Here is an 11241-nt window from a genome sequence, read left to right as displayed (position 1 = left end):
TCCTAGTTCCCAGGCTCTGCCTATCCTCGTTATCCTAGTTCCCAGGCTCTGCCTATCCTCGTTATCCTAGTTCCCAGGCTCTGCCTATCCTCGTTATCCTAGTTCCCAGGCTCTGCCTATCCTCGTTATCCTAGTTCCCAGGCTCTGCCTATCCTCGTTCCTCGTTCCCAGGCTCTGCCTGGGAACGCAGATCTAGAGGCTCTGCCTCGCTCATAAAAACAAATCATCCAACTCAAAAATCAATCAAATCAACAGACAACAATCCATCCTGACCCTGATAATTTCGATAACTAGAATATCTCCAACAAGCGGGATCGTCAACATAGCCGCGCCTAACAGGATTATTGTGAATATACTCCAATTTTTGCAACAACATTTCCTCATCCAAAATAGCTTGTGGGTGGAATCCTTCTTGCCATAGCTGGTATTTTTGATCTTTTTTATGTAGCTTCTTATAGAATGCGAGTTGATCGAGAATATTGGTAGATTGCTTTTTCTCAAGCAAGTCAATTATCGATCGAGCCGTAAATGATTTAAAATTTCTCATTTGCGTTGACAATTCTGAAGAAGTTACGATTAAGTGCAAGTGATTTTCCATGAGCACGTAACCGTGTAAAGCTAAACGCTTCTCCCGTTGCAGAAAGCTTAAGGAATCTAAGACTATTTGTGCTATTTCTGCTTGACAGAATACTGGAATCCAGTTGATAATTGTACAGGTGACAAAGTGCGGTTGGTTTTCGGAAGATATTACTTTGTATCTGCTTCTTCCCATTGTGAAAATCTGGGGTTTGTAAGTGGGTTTGGGTGAGGCGGAGCCTCTGGATCTGCGTTACCAGGCAGAGCCGGGGAACGAGGGGGAATTTGGGGTTGGGGCGAGGCGGAGCCTCTGGATCTGAGTTCCCAGGCAGAGCCGGGGAACTAGGGGGAATTTGGGGTTTGGGCGAGGCGGAGCCTCTGGATCTGCGTTCCCAGGCAGAGCCGGGGAACTAGGGAGTTGTTGTTTTAATTATCACATAATCGCAATAATTGTGTCAAGATAAAAATCTTAATACTCACCTACAAACTGCTCGTGAACCCACAGAAATTCGCGCCGTCTGTTCTGCACCCGAACTAAGCCACCAAAGCCTGGATCTTTGTCTTTCAGCAGATCGTGTAATTTTCGTAAAACCGAATCTTTCGCCATGATTGGTGCTTCGCCTTGTTGCCAATCTGGGATATCACTTTCGTCAGACAAATTAGTAGCTAAATCGCTGACTTTCAAGGTAGACTCGATGCTTTTTTGTCCTAAATCTAGTCCCTCTTCAATCCCTTTGTAGGTAGCTTCATCTAGCATTAGCTTGGTTACCGAGTTTGCGACAGGTAAGACTAGACTCAGGGCTCCCGTCAAAATTTTGAGATAGGGGGCTGCTTTGGTAAACCATTCGCGGGAAACTTCCAATTCATAAACTCCTTTCTTCTTGTCGTGAGGATTTAAGGCGGGAAGGGGCCGACGAGAGTGTTCGCACCAGAGGGTAATTTGAAACTTGGTTTTTATCCATTTGGGGCTATCGAAAAACCTTGGCTCGATAGGCTTGAAACTGAACAAGCGCGGGCCATCTTTCGCTTGATCGATGGACATTTGCATCAGTGACGCAAATTGCTCATCGCCTTTGCTGAGAATAACCCGCTGTTCCTGAGACAATGACTGAAAGCGTTCTTCTTCTCGAATATCTAGAGTCCCTATCTTTCTAAGGACATTATTTAGATCATCTCTTACATTTTGGAATTGCTGAATAATTTCTTGGGATGGAGGAGAAGCAATCGGCGCGTTATTCAGCAAAGAATCGATGTTTTGCCATTTAGTACAGATGGGACATGGATAATCATGACGATTATCTTTTTTGCTTTCAATGAGTTTCTCTACCTCAAATAGCGCGTTTCCAGGCAAATTTTTACCGCAAGGCGCAATACAAGGAACCATCACATTACATCGCAATCCTTTCCAATCATGCTCGACTAGCCATTTAATCTCTGCCGTGAGATAAGACAAGAACCGTTCTGGATAAGCAGCCCGCACGGTGATTTTGACATCAGTATCAATATATTCCAGCAATGCCCGACCGTTGTAGTCGTCGTCAAGCATCAAACCGCGTTGCCAATGGATACTTTTTTCGTAATTGCATCGCCCCAGTGAGTATTTGTGCAAGCGCACAATCAACTGGTAAAACAATCCTTCTGCTACTGCAAGTTGTCCTCGATCGTCCACAATGCGACAAATTTGCACTTGTTGTCTGTCTCCGGCTTCCGGTTGCTGTCCCCAATTGGGCAATTCCGGGCGGGTATCGGGTACGAGTTGAGCAATCAAACTGGTATTACTGGGTTTAGCTGGGTCAAGCACCACCCGATAGGACAAATCGAAGCGTTCCATCAGCTTGAGAAAGATGGGATGTAATTCTTTGGGGTAGCCTGTCTCGCCGGGAAACGGCGGATAACTCCATAATTCGCTCAGATGCTCAAATTCTACTAAACCGTTGCGGCGGCGAGTCGTTGGATCATCGAGTACGAAGCCGATCGCCTTTGCTAGCCAGTTGGGTTTGAGGATGACGATATTTCGGAGTATTGAATCGTAATGGTAATGGATGATATGCCCCAAGACATGGGAAATGCGAAGGAAAAGTTCTGCTTGTTCGTTATCGATTCCGTGTTGAGTGCAGATGGCAATAACTTCATCGTAGGGCAGATAGGCTTTGTCGTTTGTCTGCAAGATTTCCCGCACTCGCTGCCATTTGGCGGGAACCGAACGTCCCATTTCGGGAAGAGAGGCGGCGACATTAGCGATCGCTTTTTTTAATTCTGCTATCCCGTTGCAGGTGTTCAGAGAGTCAGGTTTGCTGTCTACGTGGAAGAAGCCAAGCACTCTATCGCTGCCGAATCGATCGTGAATGTCCTGTCTGTCAATGTCGGGTTGTCGCTGTCCGGGGCCGCCGTGGGTGGCGACTACGAGTATTTTGGCATCTGGTTCGCGATGCTTAATCAGGGTAATCCACTCTTTGACAAAGCCTTGCTGGGGGCCTTCCCGCGGCTTCCACACCACGAGATACACGGCTGGTGCACTGAAAAATAATTGATGGGTCGATCGATAAACGGGTTGACCGCCAAAATCCCAACCATTGAGGGATATTTCTGTGCCGGTGTTGGGATGGGTGACAATGACTGGTTTAATTTCAATGCCGTGAGTGGTGGGACGACTTTCTAGCCATTCGTCCTCGCGCAATGCGCCTAAGAGACAACTTTTGCCTACTTCGCCTTCACCGATCAAAATCAGTTTGGCTTCATTTAGGGTGATTTGTGCTTCTGCTTTTGCCCGTAGGTATTGCAAGAGGGCTTCAGTGCCTTGCTCATAGGCGGCGGCGAGGTCAGGATTTAAAGGGTTGCTGCTGAGTTTAAGCTCTTGCAACTGGGTGAGGGAGGCGATTGCTTCTGGGAGTTCCGTCAGTTGGTTGTTGGAAAGGTTAAGTTCTTTCAACTGAGTGAGTGAGGCGATCTCCTCTGGCAATTGCGTCAGTTGGTTGTTACTGAGGTAAAGCATTCGCAACTGGGTGAGGGAGGCGATCGCCTCTGGTAGTTCGCTCAGTTGGTTGTAACCGAGGTAAAGCCCTTGCAACTGTGTGAGAGATGAGATCGCCTCTGGCAGTTCCCTCAGTTGGTTATCGGAGAGGTTAAGCCATTGCAAGTGGGTGAGAGATGAGAGCGCCTCTGGCAGTTCCCTCAGTTGGTTGTTATGGAGGTAAAGCCCTTGCAAGTGGGTGAGAGATGAGAGCACCTCTGGCAGTTCTCTCAGTTGGTTATTGCTGAGTTCAAGCCTTTGCAAGTGGGTGAGAGATGCGATTGACTTTGGCAATTTCGTTAGTTGGTTGTTGTGGAGATCAAGCCATTGCAATTGGGTGAGGGAGGCGATCGCCTCTGGCAGTTCCGTCAGTTGGTTGTCGGATAGGTTAAGCTGTTGCAACTGTGTAAGGGAGGCGATCGTCTCTGGCAGTTCCCTCAGTTTTAGCTCCCTAAGATCGAGTGTTCTTGCTCTCTCTCGCCGTGCCCGTTCAATGCGTCGCTGTGCTTCCCGATCGCCCTCAGTTTCTAACATTGCCAATTCCTTGTTTTGATTTTTGTATATAAGTACGATCGCCTTTTGAGATGAAAGGGCGATCTTGAGACTTGATTTGATTTTGAATATTCCTTAATCTCACTACAAAATAACACGAATATTTTGGCGATTTGTGAGGTTGGAGTAAACTCGCTAATCGAGGGTTTGTTGGTTGGTTATGGCGAGGCAGAGCCTCTGGATCTGCGTTACCAGGCAGAGCCTGGGAACGAGGGGAACCGGGTTTTTGAGTTGGAGTGCGATCGGGCATAATCCAAGAAACCGGGTTTCTGCGATAATTTTCGCATCCTCACCGAGATTTTGGTGAGAAACCCGGTTTCTGAGGCCCTACACATCGCCCCTACTGAAAGCTGCTGCAAGTTCTGGACTAGAAAGTGCGATCGCGCTTTCATGCCATTCATAAATCGTTGCCTCAATCCGCTCCCAAGCCGCAGGTTCCAACCCCACAAGACGGTAATCTTTCTCTATTTCTGCGATCAGTTCGCTAAGTTCGTCCTTATCAAATACTTTCAACCACCCATAGAGATTTTCTGAACCAATTTCTTCTCCCAACCGCAATCGATAAGCAGCGCCCATCACCTCAAACCAAGGAGTCGAAGTATCTAATGTAGCGATCGACTCCTGAGCATTCAGGTGTTGGGCACGAATAAATTCAGCGAAAGTCAGAATTTCGCTTGCTTGCTCTTGGGGAAGGGTTTTAACGATCGCGTAGAGTTGTTCAATGATAGTCATAATCTGGTTGTGATCGAGTATGTTTATCGCAATTCAATCTAACTTATTTCATGTTATCATAAAATCACTTCAGAGCAGAAGGGCACGACTATGCAAACCCAAGAAAAGCCAGCAATCGCCAAGCAACCACCAACCGAAAAACGTTACTACACGCCGGAGGAATATCTCGCATTAGAAGAAAGTGCGATCGACAAAAGTGAATATCATGATGGAGAAATAGTACCAATGACAGGCGGAACTGCAAACCATAATAAACTTGCTGGAAATTTTTGCCGCAAATTCCCATTGACTATAAATGGTCAAGATTACGAGATATTTATCCATGATTTACGCCTGTGGATACCCCTAACTCGCCGCTACGTCTATCCCGATGTCATGGTCATTCAAGGAGAACCAGTATATCAAGGAAGTAACAAAACAATTGTCACAAATCCTCTGGTAATCGTCGAGGTTTTATCCAATTCAACCAAAGACTACGAGCGCGGTGGCAAATTTCTCGCCTATCGCTCAATTCCTGAATTTCGAGAATACATTTTAATAGAGCAATATAGCTATCACATCGAACAATTCGCAAAAAACTCTGATGGCAAATGGGTATTAACAGAGTATGATTCAGAGGAATCTGTATTAACCCTAGAATCGGTAGAATTTCAAATACCGCTGACAGAGATTTACGAACGAATTAATTTTGATATCAAAGATGAAGAAGTAAACGAGACAACAAGTGAAATCGAAGAATAAAATTCAGCTAGTCGATAATCCAAAAAACTGGGTTTCTGCGACAATTTTGGCATCCTCATCCAGATCAAGTGAAATGGCGAGGCAGAGCCTCTGGATCTGCGTTACCAGGCAGAGCCTGGGAACGAGTTAAGAAACCCGGTTTCTGAGCTCCGCCCGATCGTGCGATTTGAGCAAATTCCCCACATCGGGCCCAGCCGGGATAATGCAGCCCGGATTCAACGGGAACAAATTGCCGTAATAATCGCGCTTCACAGCCTCCAAATCGCAAGTACCCGCCACTCCCGGTAACTGATACAAATCGCGCAGATAAGCTCCCAAATGCTCGTAATCCTGAATGCGACGCACATTGCATTTGAACAAGCTGTAGTAAACTGCATCAAAACGGAATAGAGTAGTAAACAGTCGCACATCTGCTAATGTCACGCGATCGCCACAAAGATAACGACTCATCAAGAGCGATCGATCGATTTCGTCCAAAACAGCAAATAATTCACTGCAAGCCGAGTCATAAGCAGCCTGAGATTGGGCGAAACCGCAGCGATAAACACCGTTATTCACCGATTGGTAAATTTTCTCATTCCACTCGTCAATTTGCGATCGCAAATCCACAGGATAAAGATCCATTTGATTGCTAGCAAACTCATTAAACTCCGAGTTTAGCATCACAATAATCTCCGAACTCTCGTTATTAACGATCGCCTTTTTCGAGTCATCCCACAACACCGGCACCGTACACCGCCCCTGATAGCCCGGTGATGCCAACTGGTAAAGTTCCGGCATCGTATTGCAGCCAAAAGTCTCCGACTCCATCACCCACATTCCCCCTTCCGAGGGATAGACAACAGACACGGATATGGCATCTTCCAGCCCTTTGAGCGCTCTCGTCACCAGAGTGCGGTGGGCCCACGGGCATCCCATACCCACAAACAGGCGATATCGTGCCGTGGCGGGCTGGTGAGGGTTGTTTGCTTCTGTCGAGACAAAATTTCGGAAACTGCTGCTAGGGCGAATGTATGCTCCGGTGCGATCGGGCGGTGCTAGTTTTGACATCATTAATTGCCACATTGATGTCCAGACAAATTTGCCTAATTTGACTGTTACTGATGAAGGAAGTGATTTGTTTTTCACGCCAGGGATTAAAAGTAATTTGCTAAACATAATCTGTTTATTTTACCTTACATTGATATCCAGGCTTCAAACAAGGCAAAGCAAGAGCGATCTGCCTCGCTCTTGCTTTGCCTCACCTGAAAACAAGTTGCTACACTCTACCAGAGGTGATATCGGCATAAGCTCGATCAATCAATCGGCGAGCAACTGTTTGAATTCCCGTATGTTCGTAATAATTAGTAGTCATATCTAAAAACGCCGCCACATAATCCAGCTTGTCATCAGTAACATCAACATATTGCTTAAGATTTCCTAAAACAGTAGCAGGAGTTAAACCACGAGACTGTACTAAATTGTTCATCCAACCTTGGGCGGAAGCAAAAGTTGCGTTCACAAATCCGAGTTTTGCAGCACCACTACCGCCGGGAATTAGGTTGCTGATATTTTGGAAAGTTGAGTTTTGCTGCAAGGTTGAAGGATTCAACCCGGCTAGGGTATTTTGTGCTACTCTCAGGAAGTCCGGGCCCAGGGGAATTAAACCATCAGCACAGACTAAAGCAGCCATCCGCATCAGAGCTTCGTCTTTGTAATGAGATAAATAATTACCAAAATCTCCCATATTGTCAAGGGAAATATTGTTAAGTTTGCAGAAGACAATTAGCTCGATCGCCACTTTGACACATAAGTCGATCGTCTGAGTGGTGTCAGCCTTGGGAGTCAAGCGGTTGATAAAAGAAAGAAAGCCGATGTTTTCGCCAATTTTATTAGCCATAGCCGTGACTCCTAACGCACTGTCGGCACTGTCGGCTAACTGGTAAAGTCGGAGAGAGGCTTGATAGGGTTCGTTGGGATTTGCATAAAGTGCGATCGCGCGATCGCGAATTTTCTCAACTACTTTGCCCTTAGTTTCCCCTGTAACAGCTTGAATAGTATTATCAAAACCCGTAAGATTATTCCATTGGCCAGGAACCACAAAATCGAGAGACTTCAACATCATCACAGTGATACCACCAGAAGGCAAATTGTCAACCAATTCCACAATAGACTTGCTCATCACAAACTCCAGAATAGCTATATTTAAACCTGTTCTTCCAAATACTCCAACTTCGGGAAATACAATTCCAGATTCCGGGTAAAATCCGCAGAAGCAAGCAAACAAATGCAAACAACTACCACAGGACAACAGCCCGTTTTGTAATCCTCCAGCCTTTTCACTCTGCTGGCTCCTCTGCGTTCTCTGCGCCCTCTGTGGTGCAAAATATTCACACTTCACTCGCCCTCACAAAGTTAAGTTTCATTATATAGACCCACATAAACAGCCGATATATGTTAAAATTAATCGCGAAAAAAAATATAAACCTAAAAAATGACTGTTGAAGTTAAAACCAATCCAGGATTAGCATCACGCTTAGTAAACGGCGTACTCTCCATCAAACCTTTAGCTAATATCGCCAAACACCAAGCGCGAGAAATGATGATTAAAAGAGCCGAAAAAATAGGAGTGCACTGGCGACAAGATGCCCAAGCACTTTTAGCCAGGAATTGGGATGCAGAATTGCTCAGCGTCCAAAATCCCAATCTGGTTTACCCCAAATACTATCTAACTTCATTTCACGCCTACGAAAAAGGCAATATGAGTTGGGAAGCCGCCACAGAAGTTGAAGTTGCCGCCCGTGCAGTTCACGCGGGAATTTGGCCAGAAGCCGGTGCTGAAGGTGATGCTAAACTCCGGGAAAGCTATCACCAAATTCTCAAATCTCAGATTGCCAAAACACCCCAAGATATTGTAGATTTGGGATGCAGCGTGGGCATGAGTACCTTTGCGATGCAGGAGGTTTACCCAGAAGCAAATACTGTCGGTGTGGATTTGTCGCCTTATTTTTTAGCCGTTGCTCAATACCGTTCCCAAGAAAAAAAAGCGGAATTACCAAACCAAAAAACTCCGACTTGGGTACACGCTGCCGCTGAATCCACAGGTTTACCTGGGAATGCTTTCGATTTAGTTTCTATCTTTCTAGTTTGTCACGAATTGCCGCAGAAGGCAACGATGGAAATATTCCGAGAAGCGAGGCGTTTGCTGCGCGCTGGCGGACATTTGACTATTATGGATATGAATCCCAAATCTGAAATTTATGCCAAAATGCCTCCTTATATTTTGACTTTGCTCAAGAGTACGGAGCCTTATTTGGATCAGTATTTTGGCTTGGATATCGAGCAGGCTTTGGTAGATTGTGGTTTTGCTGCACCGACAATAACTTGCAATACTCCCAGACACCGGACTATTGTTGCTGAGGCAATAAATAGTCAGGTTTGACGTTTGAAAAATGTTTGCGGTCGATGGCACTTAAAAAGTGTATTAGACCGCAACTGCGGTACAATTAATAGTTGTGGCGCAGCGTGCGGCTTGGCTGCGTGTGTTACATTCTAAACGGTATGGAGAAACATCTTGACGGACAATGTATCGGCATCTTCAAAGTGGCAGAAGATGATGATTCTGCCGATTATATTTTCTGTGCCGAGTTATGCGTGTCAGATCAAAATCGCAAAAGCCATTTGAGGCAACACCAAACAAACTTTGGGCGTGTAGGGAATAACTAAGCCTGATTTAATATGAGATACAATAAAAGCGACGCCTAGAAGGTTATAGGTATGACTCCGGTATCCGACAAACAAACGACTATTATCCGTACAGAGCGAGGACTGACGATTTCAGGCACTCGACTGACTTTATATGATGTTATGGATTTTCTGAAAGCTGAGTATTCACCGAGATTGATTCGTAATAAATTTAACCTCACAGACGCTCAAATCAACGCTGCTCTATCTTACATTGAAGCAAATCGCACTCAGATTGAAACAGAGTATCAACAGGTATTACAAACAAGAGCAGAAATTCGCTCCTATTGGGAAGAGCACAATCGTGAACGATTCGATCGCATTGCAATGATGCCACACAAGCCCGGACAAGAAGCTCTCTGGGCAAAACTTGAGGAGCAAAAAGCAAGACGCGCCGCCCAAAAATGATGACTTTCTTAGTTGACTTTAATCTTGACGGCTATGCTCTTCTTTTGCTCGGAATCTTGACAAAACTCGGCTGGCTTGAACTCGTGTCGATTCAATTTGTTACTTTTAGGGAAGCTGGATTATCGATGGATGCGAGCGATCGTTTGGTTTGGCGTTATGCTCAAGAAAATCAAATGATGATACTCACAGCCAACCGAAACATGAAGGGTGAAGATTCACTCGAACAGGTGATGCGCGAGGAAAATACAGCAGATTCGTTTCCCGTGTTGACAATTGCAGACATCGATCGCCTCGACGAATTTGACTACCGAGAGCGATGTGTTGAGCGCCTTGTGGAGATTGTTCTAGATGTTGATTACTATATGGGAGTTGGTCGATTATTCATTCCTTGATATCGACATCAAAATCAAATTATCCAAAAACGATCGATCGCCCAAAACACCAACTTCACCCCTCAGCCACCCCGCAACTGCTGGACTAAATGAACTAATTCTGGTAAAATCAGTTTCTCCACCGCCAGTTTCACTGCATTACTAGAGCCGGGAAGAGAAAACACTAACTTGCCTTTATAAACGCCAGCTACAGCACGAGAGGCGATCGCCCTAGAACCAATTTCTTGATAACTCAAAAACCGAAAAATCTCCCCAAACCCCGGTAAAATTCTGTCCAACAAACTCTCCATCACATCATAAGTAGTATCTCGCGGAGAAATACCAGTACCGCCACTAAAAATTATCGCATCCACATCTTCGCGATCGCAAAAAGCCTGAATTTGCAATACAATTTTTGCCGAATCATCTTTAATAACTGTGTAAGCTACCACAAAATGACCAGCATCTTTCAGCAACTTCTTAATTAAAACACCACTCTGGTCTGTTTCAGCAGAGCGGGTGTCACTAACAGTAACAACAGCACAATTCACAGTCATTTCAGATAAATCAGGATGAGGAATTTGCGTCATATAAAATAAGTTATTTGTTAGTTTTTAGTTGTTAGTTCTTAGTTGTTAGTTCTTAGTTGTTATTGGCGACACAGCCAATAACAACTAACAAATAACCAAGAAGCAATCACCTAGGACTTGCTAAATCCTAAGCCATTAGCTTCAGAGTAGCGTTCCATAAAACGCATAAAACGCTCCCATTCTTCCTTATTTCTCATTAAATAAAGAGCTTCCAAACCAGCAGGCTGACCGTTGACAAATTTAGCCTTAACTTCGCGAGTTATGATTTCACCTTCTTCGTCAATCATGTACATCCCAGTAATGTCTTCTGTACTGGTAGTTAGAGCTTTCGGATTTTCAAAGATAAAAGTAGCCGTGCCTTGACTGCCGCTTTTAGAACGAGTTAGACGCACTTCTGGCACAGAATCTTCGTCCATACCACGGGAAAATTGAATTGTAGCCATAATTTGACAATTGAACCTTAATGATTACTTAATTTCTTAAGATCCCATCATAAAACGATTCGGTACTGGGAAATCGAGACTTGGGAGAGGGGAAG

The 11241-nt window shown here is 45.0% G+C and carries 11 protein-coding genes; 4 read left to right on the top strand and 7 right to left on the bottom strand.

Going from position 1 to position 11241, the window contains the following annotated elements; all coding sequences use genetic code 11:
• Nucleotides 1-232: 232 nt before the first annotated feature.
• The 3 genes from AAFP11_RS27820 to AAFP11_RS27810 all read right to left on the bottom strand — a co-directional run bounded on the left by AAFP11_RS27820 (nucleotide 233) and on the right by AAFP11_RS27810 (nucleotide 4870).
• Nucleotides 233-772, bottom strand: coding sequence for a transposase (locus AAFP11_RS27820; protein ID WP_341739937.1), 540 nt, complete (start codon nucleotides 770-772; stop codon nucleotides 233-235).
• Between the two features lie 273 nt (nucleotides 773-1045).
• The gene (locus AAFP11_RS27815; RefSeq protein WP_341739936.1) at nucleotides 1046-4120 is read right to left on the bottom strand and encodes a COR domain-containing protein; all 3075 of its coding nucleotides are present in this window, start codon (nucleotides 4118-4120) and stop codon (nucleotides 1046-1048) included.
• Nucleotides 4121-4465: 345 nt separating this feature from the next.
• A complete protein-coding gene (locus AAFP11_RS27810; RefSeq protein ID WP_341739935.1) occupies nucleotides 4466-4870 on the bottom strand; it encodes a hypothetical protein in 405 nt (134 codons plus the stop codon).
• A 90-nt stretch (nucleotides 4871-4960) separates the two neighbouring features.
• On the opposite strand from AAFP11_RS27810, the gene AAFP11_RS27805 reads away from it, so the two are divergent.
• A complete protein-coding gene (locus AAFP11_RS27805; RefSeq protein ID WP_341739934.1) occupies nucleotides 4961-5611 on the top strand; it encodes a Uma2 family endonuclease in 651 nt (216 codons plus the stop codon).
• A gap of 126 nt (nucleotides 5612-5737) precedes the next feature.
• Here the strand turns inward: AAFP11_RS27805 and AAFP11_RS27800 are convergent, their stop codons facing one another.
• Both AAFP11_RS27800 and AAFP11_RS27795 read right to left on the bottom strand, forming a co-directional pair.
• Nucleotides 5738-6676, bottom strand: coding sequence for a glutathione S-transferase C-terminal domain-containing protein (locus AAFP11_RS27800; RefSeq protein WP_341739938.1), 939 nt, complete (start codon nucleotides 6674-6676; stop codon nucleotides 5738-5740).
• 193 nt (nucleotides 6677-6869) lie between these two features.
• On the bottom strand, nucleotides 6870-7772 hold the full coding sequence (locus AAFP11_RS27795; RefSeq protein WP_341739933.1) for a hypothetical protein: 903 nt from the start codon (nucleotides 7770-7772) through the stop codon (nucleotides 6870-6872).
• A gap of 312 nt (nucleotides 7773-8084) precedes the next feature.
• Here AAFP11_RS27795 and AAFP11_RS27790 point away from each other — a divergent pair, with 312 nt between their 5' ends.
• From AAFP11_RS27790 to AAFP11_RS27780, 3 genes are all read left to right on the top strand, one after another.
• On the top strand, nucleotides 8085-9032 hold the full coding sequence (locus tag AAFP11_RS27790; protein ID WP_341739932.1) for a class I SAM-dependent methyltransferase: 948 nt from the start codon (nucleotides 8085-8087) through the stop codon (nucleotides 9030-9032).
• A 335-nt stretch (nucleotides 9033-9367) separates the two neighbouring features.
• Nucleotides 9368-9742 (top strand): DUF433 domain-containing protein, encoded by a 375-nt coding sequence (locus AAFP11_RS27785; protein WP_341739931.1) that lies wholly within the window; start codon nucleotides 9368-9370, stop codon nucleotides 9740-9742.
• The gene (locus AAFP11_RS27780; RefSeq protein WP_341739930.1) at nucleotides 9739-10134 is read left to right on the top strand and encodes a DUF5615 family PIN-like protein; all 396 of its coding nucleotides are present in this window, start codon (nucleotides 9739-9741) and stop codon (nucleotides 10132-10134) included. The genes AAFP11_RS27785 and AAFP11_RS27780 overlap by 4 nt, the downstream gene beginning before the upstream one ends.
• A gap of 62 nt (nucleotides 10135-10196) precedes the next feature.
• Here AAFP11_RS27780 and AAFP11_RS27775 read toward each other — a convergent pair whose 3' ends face one another.
• On the bottom strand, nucleotides 10197-10703 hold the full coding sequence (locus AAFP11_RS27775) for a MogA/MoaB family molybdenum cofactor biosynthesis protein (RefSeq protein ID WP_341739929.1): 507 nt from the start codon (nucleotides 10701-10703) through the stop codon (nucleotides 10197-10199).
• Nucleotides 10704-10813: 110 nt separating this feature from the next.
• Complete coding sequence (psb28, locus tag AAFP11_RS27770; protein WP_341739928.1) at nucleotides 10814-11146, bottom strand: photosystem II reaction center protein Psb28; 333 nt, start codon at nucleotides 11144-11146, stop codon at nucleotides 10814-10816.
• Nucleotides 11147-11241 lie beyond the last annotated feature (95 nt).

Origin of the sequence: Microcoleus sp. CAWBG640, assembly GCF_020883015.1 — a bacterium.
Classification (GTDB): Bacteria; Cyanobacteriota; Cyanobacteriia; order Cyanobacteriales; family Microcoleaceae; genus Microcoleus; species Microcoleus anatoxicus.
The sequence above is the reverse complement of the archived record's forward strand: the minus strand, read 5'-3'. Positions and strand labels throughout refer to the sequence as shown.

Excerpts from the sequence above, each read along its gene's own strand:
- AAFP11_RS27790 (WP_341739932.1), top strand. The coding sequence starts at position 8,085 with ATGACTGTTGAAGTTAAAACCAATCCAGGATTAGCATCACGCTTAGTA.
- AAFP11_RS27800 (WP_341739938.1), bottom strand. The coding sequence starts at position 6,676 with ATGTGGCAATTAATGATGTCAAAACTAGCACCGCCCGATCGCACCGGA.
- AAFP11_RS27815 (WP_341739936.1), bottom strand. The coding sequence starts at position 4,120 with ATGTTAGAAACTGAGGGCGATCGGGAAGCACAGCGACGCATTGAACGG.
- AAFP11_RS27795 (WP_341739933.1), bottom strand. The coding sequence starts at position 7,772 with ATGAGCAAGTCTATTGTGGAATTGGTTGACAATTTGCCTTCTGGTGGT.
- AAFP11_RS27810 (WP_341739935.1), bottom strand. The coding sequence starts at position 4,870 with ATGACTATCATTGAACAACTCTACGCGATCGTTAAAACCCTTCCCCAA.
- AAFP11_RS27820 (WP_341739937.1), bottom strand. The coding sequence starts at position 772 with ATGGGAAGAAGCAGATACAAAGTAATATCTTCCGAAAACCAACCGCAC.
- AAFP11_RS27780 (WP_341739930.1), top strand. The coding sequence starts at position 9,739 with ATGATGACTTTCTTAGTTGACTTTAATCTTGACGGCTATGCTCTTCTT.
- AAFP11_RS27805 (WP_341739934.1), top strand. The coding sequence starts at position 4,961 with ATGCAAACCCAAGAAAAGCCAGCAATCGCCAAGCAACCACCAACCGAA.
- AAFP11_RS27775 (WP_341739929.1), bottom strand. The coding sequence starts at position 10,703 with ATGACGCAAATTCCTCATCCTGATTTATCTGAAATGACTGTGAATTGT.
- AAFP11_RS27785 (WP_341739931.1), top strand. The coding sequence starts at position 9,368 with ATGACTCCGGTATCCGACAAACAAACGACTATTATCCGTACAGAGCGA.
- psb28 (WP_341739928.1), bottom strand. The coding sequence starts at position 11,146 with ATGGCTACAATTCAATTTTCCCGTGGTATGGACGAAGATTCTGTGCCA.